At 52.9% G+C, this 20,582-nt stretch carries 12 protein-coding genes; 1 reads left to right on the top strand and 11 read right to left on the bottom strand.

What is annotated here, in order from left to right; all coding sequences use genetic code 11:
* Nucleotides 1–128: 128 nt before the first annotated feature.
* From FJM74_RS08075 to FJM74_RS08025, 11 genes are all read right to left on the bottom strand, one after another.
* Complete coding sequence (locus tag FJM74_RS08075; protein WP_317175544.1) at nucleotides 129–2,894, bottom strand: glycoside hydrolase family 78 protein; 2,766 nt, start codon at nucleotides 2,892–2,894, stop codon at nucleotides 129–131.
* A gap of 320 nt (nucleotides 2,895–3,214) precedes the next feature.
* Nucleotides 3,215–4,660 carry a sialate O-acetylesterase gene (locus FJM74_RS08070; protein WP_206684018.1) on the bottom strand — a complete coding sequence of 482 codons (1,446 nt, stop codon included), beginning with the start codon at nucleotides 4,658–4,660 and terminating at the stop codon, nucleotides 3,215–3,217.
* Between the two features lie 140 nt (nucleotides 4,661–4,800).
* Nucleotides 4,801–6,654 carry an exo-alpha-sialidase gene (locus FJM74_RS08065; protein WP_187262078.1) on the bottom strand — a complete coding sequence of 618 codons (1,854 nt, stop codon included), beginning with the start codon at nucleotides 6,652–6,654 and terminating at the stop codon, nucleotides 4,801–4,803.
* A gap of 147 nt (nucleotides 6,655–6,801) precedes the next feature.
* Nucleotides 6,802–7,569 (bottom strand): SGNH/GDSL hydrolase family protein, encoded by a 768-nt coding sequence (locus tag FJM74_RS08060; protein WP_187262077.1) that lies wholly within the window; start codon nucleotides 7,567–7,569, stop codon nucleotides 6,802–6,804.
* A gap of 232 nt (nucleotides 7,570–7,801) precedes the next feature.
* Complete coding sequence (locus FJM74_RS08055; protein ID WP_187262076.1) at nucleotides 7,802–8,773, bottom strand: glycoside hydrolase family 43 protein; 972 nt, start codon at nucleotides 8,771–8,773, stop codon at nucleotides 7,802–7,804.
* 96 nt (nucleotides 8,774–8,869) lie between these two features.
* Entirely contained in the window at nucleotides 8,870–10,288 is a 1,419-nt protein-coding gene (locus FJM74_RS08050) for a glycoside hydrolase family 140 protein (protein WP_187262075.1), read from the bottom strand.
* Between the two features lie 42 nt (nucleotides 10,289–10,330).
* On the bottom strand, nucleotides 10,331–13,453 hold the full coding sequence (locus FJM74_RS08045; RefSeq protein ID WP_187262074.1) for a DUF6298 domain-containing protein: 3,123 nt from the start codon (nucleotides 13,451–13,453) through the stop codon (nucleotides 10,331–10,333).
* Between the two features lie 173 nt (nucleotides 13,454–13,626).
* Complete coding sequence (locus FJM74_RS08040; protein ID WP_187262073.1) at nucleotides 13,627–15,300, bottom strand: polysaccharide lyase; 1,674 nt, start codon at nucleotides 15,298–15,300, stop codon at nucleotides 13,627–13,629.
* A gap of 227 nt (nucleotides 15,301–15,527) precedes the next feature.
* Nucleotides 15,528–17,201, bottom strand: a complete 1,674-nt coding sequence (locus FJM74_RS08035; protein WP_187262072.1) for a pectate lyase family protein — start codon at nucleotides 17,199–17,201, stop codon at nucleotides 15,528–15,530.
* A 395-nt stretch (nucleotides 17,202–17,596) separates the two neighbouring features.
* Nucleotides 17,597–17,755, bottom strand: coding sequence for a hypothetical protein (locus tag FJM74_RS08030; protein WP_187262071.1), 159 nt, complete (start codon nucleotides 17,753–17,755; stop codon nucleotides 17,597–17,599).
* A 189-nt stretch (nucleotides 17,756–17,944) separates the two neighbouring features.
* Complete coding sequence (locus tag FJM74_RS08025) at nucleotides 17,945–18,658, bottom strand: DUF3826 domain-containing protein (protein ID WP_241738994.1); 714 nt, start codon at nucleotides 18,656–18,658, stop codon at nucleotides 17,945–17,947.
* Between the two features lie 863 nt (nucleotides 18,659–19,521).
* On the opposite strand from FJM74_RS08025, the gene FJM74_RS08020 reads away from it, so the two are divergent.
* A complete protein-coding gene (locus FJM74_RS08020) occupies nucleotides 19,522–20,547 on the top strand; it encodes a LacI family DNA-binding transcriptional regulator (protein WP_187262070.1) in 1,026 nt (341 codons plus the stop codon).
* Nucleotides 20,548–20,582: the final 35 nt, after the last annotated feature.

The raw sequence follows: 20,582 nt of genomic DNA, 5'->3' as shown, positions 1-20,582 counted from the left end.
GTTTAAAATCATTTATTTCTGGCAGTTATCTTGCTACCGCTGTTTCTGTTTCATCCCCAGACTATCGCAGGAGCCCCCGAAATGCTTCGGGGCAGGTGTGCACGCTGCTAGTTCTTTGCTGTCTTATCTTACTTCGCTACAAAAGAATAGGAGCCTGACCCGACCTCGAACACGGCTCTATCGCCTTCCATGCGGAGAAATTTCACGCCGTTTGCTCTGGCAGCTGCTTTGCCTCCTTCCGTCACACTTTTCTCAGAGCTGGCCGGAATGTATACCACCGCCTTTGTGTTGCCTGGCACTGTAATGTTCCAGGTAAACCGCTTCTTCTCCTTTTTCCAATCGCTTTTGATCAGGCCGTACAGGGAATGATAGCTGGCATTCACGAACTCCAGGCCATTCACCATCAGGGGCTTCATTTCAATCTCCTTAAATCCGGTCTGCTCCCGGCTGGATCTGATGCCCCCCAGGTCTTCGTAATACCAGCTCAGCAGGTCCCCCAGCATCATCACGTGGTTGTAAGAATTCATATTGGGGGCGGCAGTATTGCCATTCCATAGTTCCCAGATAGTAGTGGCCCCATTAGCTACCATGTAGCCCCAGCTGGGGTAGGTGGTGTTGGTGGCAAGCCTGTAGGCAAGGTCAGGGCGCCCGAATTCGGTCAGGCTGCGCATCAGCCACTGGGTTCCTACCACGCCGGTGCTTAGATGTCCTTTGTTCTGCACTTCAATAATATGGACAATGGATTTGAACAAAGCCGCTTCCTGCTCCTTAGGCACCAGCCCGAAATACAAGGCCAGCAGGTTATCCGTTAATTTATTCTCGCCATAGAAGGCCCCTTCCGGATTGTAAAATTCATCGTTAAAGCCATCCCGCACTTTTTCGGCCAGGGCCTGATATCCTGCAATGTCTCCTTCATTTCCCGTAAGGCGGGCAAAGCGCTGCATCATCTGCAAGTAGTGATAATGATAAGCTGTAGAAATTAGCTGACTGGGGTATTTCACATTTGCGTTCATGCCCCGGCCTTCTTCTATAGTGGCCGGAGGCGCGCACCAGTCGCCATAGCTGTCTTTCGTCATGATATAGCCGTCCGTCATATACACGTTCTGCATATACTGCAGCCACTTTTTCATGGATGGGTAATGCTTCTCGAGTGCCTGCACATTTCCGTATTGCTGGTGCAGCATATCGGCGATCATCAGGTAGGTGCCCGCCCAGGTCATGTTATCGCTATAATAGCGCCAGAAGGCAGGGGCTACATCCGGAATAGAGCCATCAGCTTTCTGGGCATACTGAATATCGTCGAGCCACTTGGCATATAACTTTCCATTGTCAAAGATAAAGCTTTCGCCATAGGCCTGTACAGGGCGGTCGCCGAGCCAGGGCTGCCGCTCATTTCGTTGCGGGCAATCTATCGGCATACCTTTGTAATTTCCTTTGATGCCCCAGTAGGAGTTTTGGTGCACCTGGTTAATGATGGGGTTGGAAGTCCTGAAGCTGCCTACTGTTTGAATGGCATCGTACACCACGCGGCCTTCGAAGCTGTTGGCAGTAGGCTTGCCAGGGTAACCGGAAACTTCCACATAGCGGAACCCGTGGTATACAAAAGACGGCTCCCACACTTCTTCTGCGCCACCTTTCAGGGTGTAAATATCAGTTACTTTTGCATCGCGCAGGTTTGCCATGGCCAGTTCGCCTTTCTCATTCAGGACTTCCGCAAACTTCAGCGTTACCTGGTCGCCGCTCTTGCCCTGCACTCTCATTCGCACCCAGCCCACCATGTTCTGGCCCATGTCCACGATATAGGTGCCAGGCTTCAGCTGCTTCACGGAAACAGGTTTAAGGGTCTGCATTACTTTCATGTTCTCATTCATCTGCGCCTCGAACTCTCCGGTGGGCTCCTGCACATACTCCGACGGCAGCCATTGCTTGTCGTCGAACCCTACTGTGTTCCAGCCGGGCATTTCTTTGCGGGCATCGTATTCTTCGCCATCGTATTCGTTGTTGGTCCGGATAGGGCCATCGGCCGTCATTTTCCAGCTTTCGTCGGTGCGGATTTTTTCGGTAGTACCGTCTGTGTATTCGATCACCAGATTGAGCAGCATTTTAGGGTAGCCGAAGTTTTTGTTCTTATAGGCCTTGTACTGCCGCATGGTATAGAAGCGCCCGTTGCCTAACACAGTGCCGATCGCATTTTTGCCGGACTTTAGCTGCTCCGTTACATCGAAGGTATTGTATTTTACATTTTCGGAATAGTCGGTAGGCGTTGGCGCCAGCACCTGGTCGCCGATGCGCTGCCCGTTGAGGTACAGCTCGTATAACCCGAGGCCTATGATATATACTTTGGCTTTTTTGATCTTTTTAGGCGCTTCAAACTCCTTACGGAAATAGCGGGCAGAGAGGCGCGAGAATCTCTCTTCCTGATCCCAGGGAGACAGCTTGTCCATGCCGATCCAGCGCCCGGCCCAGTCGCCATAGTGCAGCAGCCCCATGCTCCAGTAGGCGGGTTCGCTCCAGGAGCTTTCGCCGTTCCCGGTCCAGGTCTTTACTTTCCAGTAAGCTTCCTGGCGGCTCTCTAGGGGTTTGCCGGCATACAGCACGTGCACCGACTGGCCGGAACTTACCTTGCCGGAGTTCCAGAGGTCGCCGTCGTTGGCCGCCAGTTTCTCGGGGGTGGATGCCACCAGGATCTGGTAGGCTGTTTGCCCGATGCCCCGCTGCTTGCCGGTTAGTTCCCAGCTCAGCCGGGGCGTGGTGACATCGATGCCCTCGGGGTTTTGCAGCAGCTCACAGCGCAGGTTCTGCAGCTGCACATTGGCAGCAGCTTCTCCACTGCCAAGGAGCGAAAGCACACCCGATAACAGGATAATGACTGGGATATAGATATAGTTTTTCACGAAAGATATAAGATAGCTAATTTTTGAATTCTATGTTTTGTCTGAAACCCGGCATTATTAACCTGCCAGATTTGGTTCTCCAACACTCCCCGGTGCCGGCATAATGCTGTCTGTGAGGCTCTGAAGCAATTATTCTAATGAAAACAGCCCTCCAGAGGCAAAAGAGACTTTAAACGGTATGTAAGTTAAGAGTTGAAAGTTATGAGTTTAACATCACACTTTCTGATCACTCCTTTAACCATTAAGCGATTGGACAGCCAACCCGATTATTCTAATCAGAAAGGCCCTCCGGAGCTTGCTGTTGCTGCTACTCTACCTGACTACAGCTTCGGCTGCCACTCCGGGGCATCGGTGCGGAAGGGCCTGGCTGGCAAACCTTCTTTGTTAAAAAAGTTCGATTGAGCGGCTTCATGCCAGGCAAATCGAACGGCCACTGGCACCTTTACCCCCGGTGCCGACACCACCACAGTTCGGCCTTTTATGACGGCTTTTGCCGGCACGAACGTCCCATCGGCGCCTGCAACGGTAAACCAGGAAAGCGGCTGGCCGTCGTAGCTGGTGAGGCCGCTGCCAATGTGGTCGAACTCCAGCACGGCTTTCTTTCCCTTCACTTTCATCTGCTTGTACACCGGGCCGGCATAAACCACCTTTTTGCTATAGCTCTTGGCCAGCGCCACGTTGGCCAATCGTCGCCCAATTTCCCATTTATAAGTCGGATGAATATCGGCGATGCTGTCTACCAGGTCGGTGGTCACGATCATTTCGGTGTTGGGTATTTTGAGCGCCTCTGCCTGAGCCTCCCAGAACGCAGGTAAGGTTTCGGTGGTTCGCGGGTGCTTGTCTTCGCTCTGAGAGTATGCAAACGGCGCAATCTGCACATAATAGAAGGGCATCTCCCTGTCTTTCCAGATGTGCCGCCAGGTGTTGATCAGCACCTCCATTTTGTCGGTGTAGTCGAAAGTTTCGCTCTGGAAGCAATTGGTTTCGCCCTGGTACCACAGGAAACCGCGCATGGCAAAAGGGGCCAGCGGCTGTATCATGCCGTAATAGAACTTTCCGTCCTTGATGTCTCCTACTTCCTCTTGGGTCTTTGTCGCTTCCACATCAAAGCCCTGCTGACCTTTTAACGCTTCTTCCGGCGCCCATCGTTCAATGTGGCTACCAGATACTGAAGCAGCAATGATGCCGATAGGAATGTTCAGCTGCTGGTGCAGCTTTTCGGCAAAGAAAAAACCAGGGGCTGAGAAGTCTTTCACTGCTTCATAATCGGCTTCTTCCCAGGCGGTGGGCAGCCCCCCTTTTTTATAATGATCCTTCTTCACCAGAAAGACCCTGATGTTCGGGTAATCTATCTTCTTTATTTCTTCCTCTGAAGGGCCTTTGCTGCGTTTGGCATCGGCATACTTGGCGCTCTTGTTCATGGTGAACTCCATGTTCGACTGACCCGAACACAGCCACACCTCCCCTACCAGCAGGTTTTCCAGACGGATGGTGTTGGTTCCGGCAATGGTCATAACGGCGGGTGTGGCGGAGGTTTGCAAAGGGTCGAGCACTACTTGCCACTTGCCGTCTGCTCCTGCCTTTGCGCGTTTCTCCTGTTTGCCAAAGGTCACGGTCACTTCCTCGCCTGCCGCCGCAGTTCCCCAGACAGGGAGCGGCTTGTCGCGCTGCAGCACCATGTTGCTTTGCAGGATTTTGGGCAGCGCCACGTCGGCCTGCACGCGGTAGGCAAGCAGGACAAACAAGGCGCAAAAAAATAAATTCACTTTTAACATCGCTGTTTTTGGGCATTAAACCCGGCAGGCTTTTAAGTTCCTGCCGGGTGGTGAGGCGGCGCGTGCCATCTCTGAATTATTTTAATGAAAACACCCCTCCGGAGCCTTAATCTCAATTTTGGGCGCTGACCTTACAGGTTCAGGTTCTCGGTTTTAAAGGATTTGATGAAAAAGGCTGCCTCTGCTTCCGGTTCTCCCGGGTTCTCCAGGTCGTAATCCTGATCGGTTGGGGTATCGGCATCGGGGAAGCGGCGTACCTCGCCGGTCCTGAACATAACGCGGTCGATGGAAGCAACCGGGGCAAAGAAAATACGGGTCGATACTTTTTTGCCATCTACAAACACGTGGTAGGTTCTGGCCGCCACATCTGCCTCTACCCGAACATTGTACTGCTTTCCAGCCTCGTATTTCATCATGTTCGACAACCGGTAGCCTGCCTTGTTCTTGAAATTGCCGTCTGCATCCAGAATCAGGCGGATAGCCGGATTGCCTTTGGCATCCTGAAACTCGATGTGCAGCTGGCCCTTGTCGTTCTGGGCCGGAATCACTGAAAATTCTGCCGTTACCTGCTTGGAGGACGGGATAACACGTTCAGCCTTGGCGTAGTCGTAGCGGTCTTTGTCGCGAAGTGCCAGTGCGTTGGTGCCGTCTGTCGCTTTTTCGATGTTTACCGGTGCCCACAGCGGGCTGTAGATATTCCAATCTGCCAGGTCCTTCAGTTCAGATATGTTGGCAAAGTTCACATCGGCATGACCATTCACCTTACTTGTAACCGGCACCGGGATCTTAGACACCCACATGTCTTCCTTGTTCATGCTGTAGGTTACCCACATGTTGCCGTCGGGAGGCGTGCCGTTTCCGGGCAGGATGCCTCTTACATACTGCGGGCCGTAGGATTTGTAGTTGCCGCCGTAGCGCATCGGCGAAATCTCGCCGTTCACGAGCAGCAGGTCTTTGTACTCCAAGCCATCGTCGCTGGTAGAAACGGCCAGCGGCCAGCGGAACTCCGAAGGGTTATACACGGTGGCATAGCGGCCGTCAGAAGTTTTCTGGCCCCAGATCTTGGCATTGCTGTTCACGAAGCCGGGCGCACGCAGCGCATCGTACTGCCAGGTTTTGCCGCCGTCTTTGCTCATGGAGGTCAAGGCGTGTTTCCAGAGGCCTACCACTCTGCCATCTTTCAGGTGATAATAGCTGAACGCCTTGTACTCTTTTTTGAGCGGAATAAGCGGATCGTTTCTGTCGGCCTCCTCTGCCCACTGCTGCATCATGAGCGGGTCTGCCATCAGCTCTTTGCAAGCCTTCACGAAGCCCTTGTCCTTGCTCTTGGTGTAGAAGGGGAACTCTGACTTTTTCTTATCCCAGGAGGAGTTGTAGCGGATAAAATAGATCGGGCCAAAGGTGCCGTCTTTCTTGATCTCCCGCACCACGCGCCCGATGCCCTTGCCATCGTTCGGGTCATCTTTCGCATCGAGGGCGATGCCGTAATAAGCCAGGGCCAGCAGGCGGTTGTCTTTCGACACGTAGAAGCCCATGCGCTGGTGCACAATGGCGTACAAGTCTTTGGCCACGCCAGGGTGCCCCTCTTTGCGGGTGCCGTCCGGCACTTTGTAAGGAGGGAAGATTATTTCGGGCCCCGTCCAGCTGTAGCCGTCTTTAGAAGTTTGCAGCAGCGTCTGGCTGGGCGGAATGTGCTCACCCACAGGGTCGCTCAGGTAGTTCATGTAGAAGGTATTGTTCCAGTAGGCCAGCATGGGGGCGTGGTTGTAGGTCCACCCAAAGCCGTTGGCCGGCGTCGGGTTCTCCCGGTTAGCCCGCATCACCTGGATGTTGTGCACGCCGATGGCCGGGCTGAGTTGCCCATGATGATAATCGACATTAGATAAGGTTTTGCCGGTATACTTGATGGTATCCTGCGCCTCTGCCGTAAAACTCCAGGCCCCTAACAGGGCAAGTACAGCCGTCTTATACACTCTTTTTAACATACTTTATTAGATTATGGAATGCTTTGTTTCAGATGCTGGACAATTTATGTTCTCGCATAAGTCATCATCATCTGCTCATATTGTCTTTCAAATTCAGGTTACCAGCTATAAAATTACCTCGGGCACATTTCCCGGGTCTTTGGGTCACTATCCCTTCACGGCCTCCAGCCAGGCCTGCGCCATCAGGCGGTTGCCGGCTATGGTGGGGTGCACCCCATCGTAGGTCCAGTATACCCCTGGGGCGGTTTTCTGGGCTTTGTCGAACACGCTTTGATAGGGTATAAACCCTGCGCCATAGTTTGCTGCTATTTCGCGGGCTGCCTGGCGGTACTCGTTAAAGGCCGGGAACCAGGTGTCGTCTACACTCTTAATGCCCGGCACGGCAAACGGCTCTCCGATTATCAGTCTAACATCGGGCAACTGCTGCTTTGTTCTGTCGAGCAGGGCGCGGTAATCGTCGCGGTAAGTTTTGATGGTACCTTTGTAGTCTCTTACCAGCGAGTGCCAGAAGTCGTTCACGCCGATCAGGAGGCTCAGCACATTAGGATTCAGTTCCAGGGCATCGGTATCCCAGCGCTCGGCCAGTTGATAGACTTTATTTCCGCTGATGCCTTTGTTGTAAATCTGAAGGTTCTTCCCGGCCTGGTTACAGAGCAGGTCGGAGGCAGCCATAAACGCGTAGCCACTGCCAAGGGCAGAAGCACTGTTCACGGTCATGTCATCACGCTTCCGGCGGGCATCCGTAATAGAGTCGCCCTGGAAAAGGATAACATCGTTGTTGTTCAGGCGCACCTTCTTCACCTTTTCGGCAGCGAAAGCCGAAGTTACAATGGCAGGAATACTCAATGCCGCCAACCCGCCGATAGAGGCGGTTTTCAGGAAATTTCTGCGGCCTTCGTTCTTATCTTGATGCATGTAAACTGCTGATTATGTTTTCGTTTTTAACCCCGACATTTTAAATTATTCTAATCAGAATGGCCCTCCGGAGCTTTCTGCTGCTCTTTAAAAAGGACACAGGACCAGCTTAACTAGTTAAGAGTTGGTCGCTCTTTTTACCCCAGCTGAATTCATTTCGAAAATTCCGAACCTCCACATTCCCAAATCCTCTCATCTTCAAATTTCCAAATTGAAAAATTAGCACACTAAATTACGGGGCCTCTGTTCTGTTTAGCAGGTTCTGGAGCACTTCTTCGTTTGCCTTAAAAATGGTGCCATGTTTGTGTCCTTCCGGAATCTGCAGCTCTTCGGTAATGTCGGTAAAGGTTTTGAAGTCGCGGGTTTTCATGCCTCCGTAAATTTTCTTCTCATACACGTCATAGTAAATCAGCCAGTCGTCGCCTACTTTCAGCACAGTAGGGCCTTCGATAAAATTACCGGTAAATGGCTCCGAAATATTGGAATAAGGTCCCAGCGGGTCGGTGGCGAAGGCCACTTTCAGGTTGCGGTTCGGGCGCGTGTTGTCCTTGAGCACCTGCACATAGTCATTTTTGTCTCGTTTCACGATCACCGCATCGATGATGCTGAAGTCCGGATCCATGAACAGCTTCGTCTCGGTAAAAGTCTTGAAGTCTTTGGTGGTGGTGTAGTACATGCGGTGGTTGTTGTCCTCTGCCTCTACGCCTCGCGGAAAGCGGTTCGGGATCGTAGAAGCCCAGATAATGATGTAACGCTCATTCTCGTCGTCGTAGAACAGCTCGGGTGCCCACACGTTTACGGTGGTTGGCTCGTGCTTCATCACATCCACAAACTGCTGCTCCGACCAGTTCACCAGGTCTTTGGAGCTGGCGTAGCCAAAACCATTGTCGCCGCGCCAGGCGGTCGTCCACACCAGGTGGAAGGTGCCATCAGGCCCTGTTACGATAGAGGGGTCGCGCATCAGCTTGCCTTTTCCGGCATCAGGCTTCAGAAAAACACCTTCCAGTTCTTCCCACTTATAACCATCGTAGCTATACAGCAGGCGCAGCCCTTCGTCGGCCGGTTCCCGGAACGAGCTGAACATATACACTTCCCTGGCAGCTTCTTCTGTCGTGGCTGTTTCTTCGGTCACCTCTTCTTTGGCAGAACCGCAGGAGGCGAACAGCCATAGGGCCAGTAAAAACAACAAATTCTGTTTGATCATGTCAGTTTGATATTTGTAGAGTTACTGGTATAGCGGCGCTACACAAGTAACTCTACAGTTTTAACTCTTAACTTTAAACTCTTAACTTAAATAAGCCTATTTTCCGTCCAGCACCAGCACCCAGTCGTTGCCGTTGCGGGGCTCACCCGGCGGGTTAAACTCCACCACGCCTTTGTTCGGGAAAGTCTCTTCCAGTTCGGTGAAGGTCCCTTTTTTAGGGTTGAACCAGGAAGCTTTCACGTTGTCGCCTTCTATCTTGCCCATGTTCACGCTGATGTTCTTGCCGTTGTAGGTGTAGATAAAAGCATAATCCTTGCCACGGGTAGCGAGCTGGTAATCGTACTTATCGCCGGGCTGCTTGGCCACCAGTGACTGGTCCGGTACCCGATCAAAATATGGTCGCGACAGCATCAGCGTTTTCAGGTGTACCATCTGCCCCGCTCCCGGGTGATCGATGGCATCGTCCCAAACGCCCTTGCCGCCAAAGGCGCTGCCCTTGTCAGTCGGCTGCAGCATCTGCATCACGGTGTTGTGCCCGTAGGTATAACCGGCTCCGCCAGCAAATACCGACCAATAACCGTACCGACGCACATCACTGGAGCCCCAGTAGGGGTTCTCCGGGTTGTGCAGCCCCTGCGGAATCATTTCGTAAGATGGTTCTCCGTCCAGGGTAGGCTTGGGAGGCGTTTTCTTCATGTCTTCTACCACAAATCGCCAGTTGTCTTCGCCGTAATGCAGTTCACCGGCGCTGGTATCCTGCGCATAGTTGCGATGGCCAGACTGGAACATGTTGAAATCGAGCCAGTCTTCGTTATGGAACCAGAATGAGGAGGTTGTTCTGCCGCGCGGGTGGAACGTGATCAGGTGGTTCTTGTCTTTTTCGCGCAGTGTAGCGCCCATGCGCTGCCACACTTCCAGCGAGTCGGAGCCTTTAATGTCGCCACCGTTCAGCCAGATAATGTTTGGCCTGTCTTTGTATCGGTCAGCTATCCAGGCAGCATAGGCCTCGCCCTGCGCCTGGTTTACATGCCCGCCCTTCACATCTGTTCCCCAGATCGGCACCAGGGCCATATAAAGTCCTTTCTCAGCGGCCAGGTCCACCATGTAGTCCACGTGGTCCCAGTAGTCGTACTGCAGAGAGTCCTCAAAGGAGTTCCCCTCCGTCACTTTTGGGGTGGCCACATTCTTCTTCACCAGGGCCGAGTCGCCATACACATTCACAGCTCCTACCGTGTGCAATACCATCACCTGAATGACGTTAAAGCCTTTTTCACGCCTGTTCTCCAGATATACCTCTGCCTCGTCGCGGTCTAGTTTCGAAAACAATAGCCAGCCGGTATCGCCCAGCCAGAAAAATGGATCGCCGTTCTCTCTTGTAAAATACCTGCCATCGTCCGATATCTTCAGCTTACCTACGCCCCCTTCCTCAGCGGTAGATTCTTGTTTTTGATCCTGGGAAGTACAGGCTACAGCTAGGATAGTCAGCAGCACTAAGGAAAAAATGTTCTTCAACATGTCCGGGTTTTTATCTGTTTTAGTTGATGATAATTCAGTTTTCTATTTTGTTACCCACAGCACAGCCGGACCGGAATTCGGGCCCGACAGGTTCAGTAGCTTTCCGCCTTTGAGCCGCTCTTCCTTCTTCAGGAGTTTGCCGGTTTTCGGGTCGAGCCAGCGCATTTTGTAAGTGCCGGAATCTTTCGACAAATCCAGTTTCAGCTGCTTGCCTGAATCGCTGTAAATGATGTAACCTTTGCCACTCTTGCCCAGGGTAAATTGCGTTTCGGTGCTGCCCGGAATATCAACGGGCAGCATGGTGGCTGCATCGGCCAGAAACTGAGCTGGTGTAGTAGGCGGGATAGCGGCTAAGGAACCACCAGCCATAAATACCGCCCAGCTGTGGGCATCGTAATTGCCTTCCGAGTAAATCACGGCCTTATCCAGGTGCTTCTGCCTGTACTCCCGCACTGCCCTGTATACCTGCTCTGCCGATCTCTTGCCCACCTTCATTTTCCGTGCGTGCTGGCGTGGTGCCAGGTTTACGCCGCCTTGGGGGGCATACACACTGCCATCCTCACGGTAGCCCCAGTATCGTATATCAATCAGGTCGATGGCCGCCGCTCTGGCCGGGTCCCCCAGAATAGCGTCCTGCACGTCTTTGGTGGTGCTCAGACCAACCAGGGCATTTTTGCCAGTTTCCTTCTCCCACTCCAGTATAGTGTCTATCCAGAACTCCACAAAGTGCAGGGGGCCGGTATACTCGGCACTGACCAGTTGGATCACGCCGGTATTGTCGGCAAAATTATCAAGGCACTTGCGGATATACGTTCTGTGCAGCTCCCGGCGAATTGGGTGGGTAGTGTCGTAAAACTGCTCGGCCATGAATATGCGCTTATCGCCGGCATAAGGAGGGGGCTCCGGGAAACCGGTTTCGTTAATGTTGTTCGCGGGCCGCCACGGAGAATCGGACCAGTGCGCCCCCGCTTCGATGATATTGTGCTGAAAATAGTTCTGATGCACCAGCACCAGCCCCTTTTGGTCAGCCAGGTCTGCGAACTGCTTCAAACGGCTCCAGTACCAGTGGTTGAATTTGGTGAGGTCATATTTGCTCAGGCCGTCCCAGGCTGTTCCTTCGCCGCTCCTGGCAAAAGGCTGCTCATAAAATGGAGCCCAAACCTCCCCGTCCATTCTCCTTACACGCTCATGGTCGTCGCGGCGGCGCTCGTACCACAGGCCGTAGTTGTGCTCCAGCGCCACCACCCCACGCTGCGCCATGCTGTCAGTTACTTCCTCCAGGTTGTCTGTCAGCCCCGGGCCGGTGCGGCCTGCCACATAGCGTGTAACAGCCGGCTTGGCCTTTGGCTGCTCGTAATAGCGTATATCTCCCCGCCACCACGGCACATCCTGCCGCTTGCCGGTTACGATGGCATTGCCCCGCACCAGCCAACCGTTGCGTACCTGCATCGGAGCAGCCAGCTTTGCGGGTGTAGTGTTTTTAATGCCAATCTGGTCGATTGTCTTAACTTTTGAAGTCTGTACCGGAATGGGCACACGCTCCGAGGCTTTCTCAATCCAGTCTTTCAGTTGGGGAGCTGGTTCAACTGCTTGCCTGGTCAGTTCCATGGCCTGCTCCACGGTGGGGCTGCTGGTGGCATTTGTTTCCATGGGAAGCAAATGCGCACGGGCCATCACCTGTTCTCCGAGCCTGTCGCTGAGCTGCGCATAATACAGGCTGCGGGGTTTCACGTGGCTGTTCACGCTGCCCCAGTAGCCATCGCCCCCGAACTGTGACCAGGCTCCGAAGGCCCAGTTCGTGGCGGTAGGCGGAGCGTAATTATCGATGCGGGCGGCAGTAGATTGCCAGAACACGCTGTTGGCTGCGGCCCAGCCTGCGCCCTGTGCATCCTGATACCTGTTCTTAAAGCTCAGTGCCTGCCCGTCTACGTCCACAATATCAAACAGCACGCCCGATGCCCAGCTATCGATGGCGCCGCTAAAGCTGTGCGGCAAATACGAAACGCACTGTACAAAGGCGTTTGGGCCGGCAGCCATAAAGCCCACGGCAAAGTCATGATAACCGTCTTCGGCATACAAACGCTGAAAGAGTGTTTGCTGGCCTGTGGTGTAAAAGGTATAGCGCCGCTGCCCCCCGATTTCGGAGACAGGCGCCAGCGATTTGCAATCTTCCACGGTTACCCGCTTTGCCGTCTCGAAAGCAGCCACGGCAGAACCTGCAAAATGCTTAAAGATGATCTGACGGACCCAGGCATCCTGCACGTTTTCCATCGTGATGGCCATCCAGCGGTGCGCCTCGTCTTTAGGGTTGCTCTTATCATAAGTAGATTGCAGCCTCATATTCTCCACGCCTACCTGTGAAATACGCCCAGGCCAGGTATAAGCTATCAGGTTGCCGCCACCGTAAGTAGCATCTAAAGCCGTGGTAATGGGCGCATCCAGTGTCACAGTACTACCTTCCACAGCTACAACGGTACGGTCCCAGTATATATCGCGTTCGCCGGGCTTCCAGCCGATATAGCCGGTTTCGCCGCCGAACTCCTCCATCTGCAGCTTCTGTATCCACTCTTTGGTACTCGGCCGGTGCACCAGCACCTTATCGCCTGGTTTAAAGGTACCTGCTGCTGCCACCCGCACTTTGGTAGCGTTTACAGGCACATAATTATCGGTAATTTTAACGGCAGGTTTTAACTGCCTATCATACTTACCTGCCACTGTAACCAGTGTTTCGCGCGTCAGGCCGCTTCCCAGCAGTACAGTTCCGCCCTCCTCCTCGCCACTTCCGCGAAGCACGACACCCGAGGCTGTTATGCGCAGGCTGCCCAAAACTTCGTAGGTGCCTTTCTCCAGCAGTACCGCCCCACGAATACCCTGCGGGTCGGCTGGCAAAGTAGCCACATGATCGAGCGCTGCCTGAATCCGGCGCGTAGCATCGCCTTGCTGCACCGGCACCACCACTTTAACAGGGGCATCCGGAATGGCCTGCTCACCGGCCATGTAACCGCTGTAGGAGAAATCAGGCACCCTGTTGCCAAGCGAATCGGGGGCATAGGCGAGCCTTCCATCTTTCCCGATCGCAACAGGTGGCACAGGAGGTGCCTTTTTGGTCTGCGCCCAGGCGGTGTTCCCCATGGCCATACTGCCAGCCAGGAGCCAGAGAACCATGCAAACGATTTGTTTCAGCTTAATTATACTATTCACAGGAGTGATCTTTCTCAAAGCTTCGTTATCAAATTTTGGCTGTTACAGCACCCTACTTGCCTCTTTTTCATAGCGCTGCCCCGCCCTTATTTTGTGTTTTGAGGCGGGGCAAAGCTTATTGCCGAAACGTGCAGTTCTTATTTTCTGGCAAGCGTATCCTTGTTATTTTTCAGGTCTGTCCAGTCTATTTTCTTCTTCGGGTCGATGCCGTTGATGAACTTCTCGATGTTGGTATAACCGTCGCCGTTCAGGTCGCCGTTGGCATCAGAGGGATCATTGGGGTTCAGACCGTATTTTTTCTCCCAGTCATCCGGCATGCCGTCGTTGTCGGAATCTTTGTAAGGTTTGCCTTTGTACTCCGGATACCCGCCTACCTGGCTGATGTGGGTAATGATGCCCAGTTTATAGGAGTCTTCTGGCAGGCGGCGCTTTATATATTCGCTGCCGACACCTGTCTTTCCATTCTTCTTGTACTTGATCTTGCCTGTTTTTACCTGCTCTATGATGCGCTCATCCACGGCATCGCGTTTAGGAAGCGTGGCACCGGCATTGGCCAGCACATACTGGTAGGCTTCCTGCGCCGGCATGATGGTAACCGGTGGCATGGCAAATGGCTTTTTGGTGCGGATATAGTCGGTGTAATCGCCTGTTCCGGCCTTGTCCTGCACCTGCACGCCACCTTCCCAGTTGTTGTTGGTCACCTTTTCGTTTCCTTCAATAAAGTTCCCATCTACATAGGCGCGGCCGTACTCCTGCTTTCCTTTAAGCGAACGGTTCGACTCGGGTTTCAGGATCCGGTAAGCCATCGGCTCATCTTTAGGTGTGATTGGCCCTGGCTTGTAGTAGTTATTGATCATGTTGAACTGCGACCGATGATCGCCTCCGTCTACAGAGCGGTTCCACCAGTTAAAGAGCACGTTGTTCACAAAGTTGAAGCTGCCATACATCCCCACCGATGGGTTCCGGCTGATGTTGCTGGCCCACAGGTTGCGCGAAAAGGTGCTGTTCAGGCCCCCGACGGTACTGCCAAACGAGTGATTGTAGGTATCGAGGCACTCAGAGGAGATGCAGTTCTGGAAGGTAACGTTTACCGTAGGCAGCTTTTGCAGCTTCCCGTCGCCGGAGTCGTACTGGTGGCGATACATGGAAATGTTCTCATCAAGCCCCCAACTGGCAGAAACGTGGTCCACGATCAGGTTGCCGATCGGGTTGCCTCCCAGGGCATCGTCGCGGCGGGCCACATCTGTCTCGCCTCTTCTGAAACGCATGTGCCGGATCACCACATCGTGCGTGTCTATCCAGACAGACTCTCCTGCAATGCAGACGCCATCGCCCGGAGCTGTCTGGCCGGCAATGGTGATATAAGGCGCTCTTACAATAACCGGGCTTTTGAGGCGGATGATACCGGCCACGTTAAAAACTACAATCCTTGCGCCGCCCTGCTCACAGGCATCGCGGAAGCTGCCGGGGCCGCTGTCGTTGAGGTTGGTCACCACATATACCTTGCCGCCACGCCCGCCGAAGGAGTACATACCGCCCCCCTCAGCTCCCGGGAAAGCCGGGATATCAGCCTGCGGCAGGTCAGATGGCACCGCAGCCCACGGAATATAAGGCTTCCCTTCACGCGCCTCCTTGTCTATAATAGGCAATGCCCGCGCCCAGGCCTCATCGGAGCGGCGTTTGGACTCCTCCAGTGCTGCATCTGCCTTGGCCTGCACCTCTTTTGGGATGGTAGGGTATTGGGCAGAAGCAGTGTGCGTGAGGGCAAACATGGAGACAAGTGTAAAAACAGGAATGAAGTACTTTTTCATGTTTGATATTTTCTGGTTATAAGGTCTTCTTTTGCTGCTACTGCTGTTTGGCCGTAACCGAACCCCGGCAGCTCTATGATTGGCGCTGAAATGTATCAGAAACACCGCCTAAAATGGCATGAAGATACTGGCTGTCAGCAACAGCCAGTATCTTCAAATTTTAAAACAGCACCATAAACTGTTGTTCTTTCAGTAGCATAAGTCTTTGCCAAGAACATGGCCGGCAATTATTTGCTCGCCAGTGTGTCTTTGTTATTTTTAAGGTCTGACCAGTCTACTTTTTTAGTCGGGTCGATGCCGTTGATGAACTTCTCGATGTTGGTATAGCCGTCCCCGTTCAGGTCGCCGTTGGCATCAGAAGGATCTTTTGGATTCAGGCCGTATTTTTTCTCCCAATCATCCGGCATACCGTCGTTGTCAGCGTCTTTGTAAGGCTTGCCTTTGTACTCCGGGTAACCACCCACCTGGCTGATGTCTGTGATAATACCAAGCTTATAAGAATCTTTTGGCAAACGACGGTGCTGGAAGTCCGACTCAGGCAGCTTCACGTTTTTCTTCGGGTTAATTTTACCTGTTCTTACCTGCTCCACCACACGGGCGTCTACCGCGTCGCGCTTAGGCAAGGTGGCACCAGCATTGGCCAGCACGTATTTGTAAGCTTCCTGGGCAGGCATAATGGCCATGGTTGGCATAGGGAAAGGTTTTGTAGCACGTATATTATCGCGATACTTGCCTGTGTTCGGCAGGTCCTCTACCTGCACGCCACCGTCCCAGTTGTCTTTGGTAATGCGCTCGTTGCCTTCCAGGATGTTTCCATCAACATACGCTCTGCCAAACACTTTGTAATCCAGCTTGCTTCGGCCAGACTCAGGCTTCAGGAACCTGTGGCCCACAGGTGCATCTGTTGGCGTGGCGGGTCCTGGCTTGTAATAGTTGTTGATGATGTTGAAGAGGGCTGTGTAGTCGCCACCGTCTACAGAGCGGTGCACCCAGTTAAACACGACGTTGTTGGTAAAGTTGAAAATACCGTTCCAGCCGATAGAAGGGTTCCGGCCGGCGTTATTGGCCCACATGTTGCGCATAAAGCTGCAGTTCTCACCGCCCAGGGTGCTGCCAAACGCATGGTTCCAGGTATCCAGCGCCTCAGAGAAAATACTGTTCTGGATGGTAATGTTCACGGTTGGAAGCTTCAGCTGCTTCGACCCATCTCCCGGATCGAACATATGCCGGTAGAGCGACATGTTTTCGTCGAGGCCCCAGCTGGCAGAAATGTGGTCCATGATAATGTTGCCTACTGCGTTCCCGCCAATGGCATCGTCGCGGCGGCCTACGTTGGTCTCGCCTCTTCTGAAGCGCATGTGCCGGATCACCACATCGTGCGTGTCTATCCAAACTGTTTCACCGGCCACGCACACCCCGTCACCAGGAGCGGTTTGGCCAGCTATCGTTACATAAGGAGCCCGTATAATAAGGGGGCTTTTCAGTTTAATGATACCAGCCACGTTGAAAACGATGATACGGGCACCACCCTGCTCACAGGCATCGCGCAAACTGCCGGGACCGCTGTCGTTGAGGTTGGTCACCACAAACACCTTGCCGCCACGACCGCCAAACGAGTACATGCCACCACCCTCAGCTCCCGGGAAAGCAGGGATTTCGGCCTGAGGCAAATCAGTTGGCCTTGCTGCCCACGGAATATAGGGCTTTCCTTCTCTTGCTTCCTTTTCGATTATCGGCAGTGCTTTCTCCCAGGCTTCGTCAGACCGGCGTCTTGCATCTTCCATCAGCTTGTTGCTCGCCTCCTGCACATCCTTCGGCACTTTAGGGTACTGCGCCAGAGCCGTCTGGTTCATGCCCAGCATAGCGGCCAGCGTAAGAAGTGGTATAAAGTATTTCTTCATAATATGAATTATTAATCTTTTTCTTAATTTATAATATTACCCTGATTAGCTGGCCTGAAACCCTGCCACAGGCATGCTGTGATAAAAAAACCTGTAAGGCTAAACAGAACCTGCACTTACGTTCGTTGCTGAAAGCAGCAGACGGCCCCTACGCGCCGCACTCTGTTTTAATTGCCCGGTGCTGCGCCGGCTACCCTGAAGTCATCTGCAAAGCCAAACACGATTATTTATTTAAATATAAATATGATTTTCAAATATACAAAATTATATTAACAATCATTTGTTAGATAGCTAGCATTCAGGCAATTACGACTCTTTATTTCAGCTTCCTGTACAAGATATCGGCTGACAAAGTCACTGTGCCGGCGCAAGACCGTATCAAAATAATGCTACTTTCACCCCTCCTGCTTTCTACTTGCCCCGCCTTTCGGGAGTTGCCACACATACCCCTGGCTGACTACCAGCAGCGGCATCTCCGGAGGGCCTTTTCCATTAGAATAATCTACCTGTGCGGCAGCGGCACCAAACAAGGCAAATAACGTTGCCAGCTTCACAGCCTGACGAATCTTCTTTTGCGCGCTCAGGTGGCAAGCAAAGATATCCCCGATTTTGAGCCGCTTGATTTTCGCTGGAGCTCTCCCTCCATTTCCAAGAGGCGCCACCCTTGCAGCAGCTTAGAACATCTAATTCCCCCGTAACCAAATTATTCGAATCAAAAGCGCCCTCTGGAGCCCGAACTGCCCTTACTCAGCTTTGGCAGCCTGCTCAGCTTTTACTCGCTCGGCCCAGTCCTTGCTCGCCTTGTTCAGGTCGTAGCCGGCAGCAGACAGGTAGTTGTTTATTCTGCCTTTGTATTTACCGAACCAGGCGTGCTTTTTATCAGATGTACCGGCATCCATGGCGTGCTCCCGCGCCTCCACCAGCCAGGCCCAGATCTGCGCCTTCTGCTCCTCGGTCAGGTTAGGCAGCATCTCCTGGTATCCTTTATAGGTGATCGGCACCACGCCATAAGTCATACCGTCTTTCACCTGGTCTACCTGCTCTTCCGTAAGCTGGGCCTGCAGGTTAGCTATATAAGTTTCGTGAAGCTTTGCCAGTTGGGCATTAGTGTGCTCCTCGATCTCGGCCACACGCTTATCAGCCGCCTCTTTGTTGCTGCCTGCTGTTTCCTTCACCGCCTTCACTCTGCGATCGCGCAATTCATGAATCGCGCTCAGGTCGCGGTACTGCTGGGCGATGTAGTTACGCACGCGTAGTTTCTTAGCCCTGTCCGCGATCTTCATGTTGTCCACAATCTTACCTGCCCGCTGATTGGTAACCTGAATATAGGCTGCCGCCTCTTCTTTTGCTGTTTTTTTGCCGCTTTGAGCAAGCGCAGGCGCAAGGCCTATCAACAGGAGCCCCGCCAGCAGTGAGAAGCTTTTCATTCTCCAGTTCAATTTCAGATTCTTCATCATACTAGTATTTCTATTTGATTGTAATTTTTCTTCAGAAAGGCCACCTGCATGTCAGTGTTGTTCCCAAACTTAAACCAGCTATAGCCCGACTTCTGCTAGCTAGTCTCTAGACACGCGCCTTTTATTTATATATGAAATCAATATTCATGCAAATATAGCAAATAACTTACTACCGTTTGTGCTTTTTCTTCGCAAATTATTGTAGTATATTAGCACTGGTACAAACATGCTGGCTACGCCAATGAGTCAGCCTGCCGACAAAGGGCACGCTTTCTGTCAACCCGAAGCAAAAGGATACATAATTCCTTACTTATCAGCAAATTACCAAACTGGCAGCTGCCTGTGTCTGTTTAATTTTGCGCAGCATCAGGCAGGCGCTTCGGTTTGCTGAAAATTAACGGCCTTGCGCCAAAATAGTAGAGGATTCAGCAATTCCCGGAAATGGCCACAGGAGACGGGCAACCCTCCCCAGCCGTGCCTTAATACCCTAAAAGTAGAGGACAGGGAGCACAATGTATAGAAGAGAGCGTTCAACCCAGACTAAAAGCGTATCAACCGGGATTAATCCACGCTGAAAAAGAAACACCAGACCTGCGTCTCAACTGTGCAGGGCAGCCAGGCAAACCCAGCCGCTGCACCCGATTATTCTAATAAAAGCAGGCCTCCGGAGCCTCAGCAGCTGCTGCAGCTCCTCCACGGATCCTTACGGCTGTTCTGGATTTGCTTTTATTTTTAAAAACATTTTTTTACCTTACCTCTTGAAAACGTTTTCATGCCATTACAAAGGCACAAGCGCACTGCGTAATCCTACAGCAGGCGCATCAACTGAAATCGTTTACAGCTGTTTACAGAAAAAATACCTGATGACAAAACTGACAGATGTGGCCAGGGCAGCAGGCGTATCCATCGCCACGGTTTCCAGGGTGCTCAATAACCCGGGCTCGGTAAATGCGGCTACGCAGCAGAAGGTGGAGCAGGCTATCCGGTCGCTCAACTACCGCCCTAGCCGGGTGGCGCAGCGGCTGCGCAGCAAAGGCGGCAACAGCAAGATCATCGGGCTGGTGCTGCCCGACATCCAGAACCCCTTTTATGTGGATGTGATACGCGGGGTGGAAGAGGCGATGTACGAACAAGGCTACGCGGCCATTATGTGCAACTTTGCCCAGAACGAAGACAAGGAGCGCCTTTACCTCGATATTCTGCAGTCGGAGTCTATTGATGGGCTGATAGTGGCGCCCGTGCATGGGCGGGACCAGAAAGTGGTGAACCTGGTGCTTAGTGGCCTGCCCATTATCTGCATCGACAGGGGGCTGACAGGCGTGGACGTAGACGTAGTACTGGTAGACAATCACCAGGGAGCATTCGATGCCGTGAGCCACCTTATAAAGCTGGGGCACCGCCGCATTGCCTTTATCTCGGGCCTGCCGCAGATACCGACCAGCAAAGCCAGGCTCGGCGGCTATGAGGCGGCTTTCAGGGAGCACGGCCTTGCTATAGACGAATCCTATATTAAATACGGCGACTCGAAGCATGAGAGCGGCCTGCGCCTTTCGGCTGAGCTCCTGGACCTGCCCACGCCACCAACAGCCCTCTTCACCGGCAACAACCTGATCACGCTCGGCGCCCTGGAAACGATCCACCGGCGGGGCGTTAAAATTCCGGAGGAGATCGCCTTAGTAGGCTTCGACGACATGTACTGGTCTATTTCGCTGAACCCACCGCTTACAGCCGTCCGCCAACCCGGCTTTGAGATGGGGCACCGGGCGGCAGAACTGCTCTTCCAGCGGATAAAAGACCCTGGCAGGCCAACCGTTAAAGTAGTGTTCGATGCTGCGCTGCAGGTGCGAAGTTCCTGTGGTGCAGCCACAGCAGCCCTGAAGGATAATTAGTGCGCGCCAAACCATCTTCACAATGGAAAAGATAT

The sequence above is a fragment of the Pontibacter beigongshangensis genome (assembly GCF_014332515.1).
Lineage (GTDB): Bacteria > Bacteroidota > Bacteroidia > Cytophagales > Hymenobacteraceae > Pontibacter > Pontibacter beigongshangensis.
The sequence above is the reverse complement of the archived record's forward strand: the minus strand, read 5'-3'. Positions and strand labels throughout refer to the sequence as shown.

Coding starts and splice junctions, on each gene's coding strand:
- FJM74_RS08065 (WP_187262078.1), bottom strand. CDS start 6,654: ATGTTAAAAAGAGTGTATAAGACGGCTGTACTTGCCCTGTTAGGGGCC.
- FJM74_RS08060 (WP_187262077.1), bottom strand. CDS start 7,569: ATGCATCAAGATAAGAACGAAGGCCGCAGAAATTTCCTGAAAACCGCC.
- FJM74_RS08055 (WP_187262076.1), bottom strand. CDS start 8,773: ATGATCAAACAGAATTTGTTGTTTTTACTGGCCCTATGGCTGTTCGCC.
- FJM74_RS08050 (WP_187262075.1), bottom strand. CDS start 10,288: ATGTTGAAGAACATTTTTTCCTTAGTGCTGCTGACTATCCTAGCTGTA.
- FJM74_RS08045 (WP_187262074.1), bottom strand. CDS start 13,453: ATGGTTCTCTGGCTCCTGGCTGGCAGTATGGCCATGGGGAACACCGCC.
- FJM74_RS08040 (WP_187262073.1), bottom strand. CDS start 15,300: ATGAAAAAGTACTTCATTCCTGTTTTTACACTTGTCTCCATGTTTGCC.
- FJM74_RS08035 (WP_187262072.1), bottom strand. CDS start 17,201: ATGAAGAAATACTTTATACCACTTCTTACGCTGGCCGCTATGCTGGGC.
- FJM74_RS08025 (WP_241738994.1), bottom strand. CDS start 18,658: ATGATGAAGAATCTGAAATTGAACTGGAGAATGAAAAGCTTCTCACTG.
- FJM74_RS08020 (WP_187262070.1), top strand. CDS start 19,522: ATGACAAAACTGACAGATGTGGCCAGGGCAGCAGGCGTATCCATCGCC.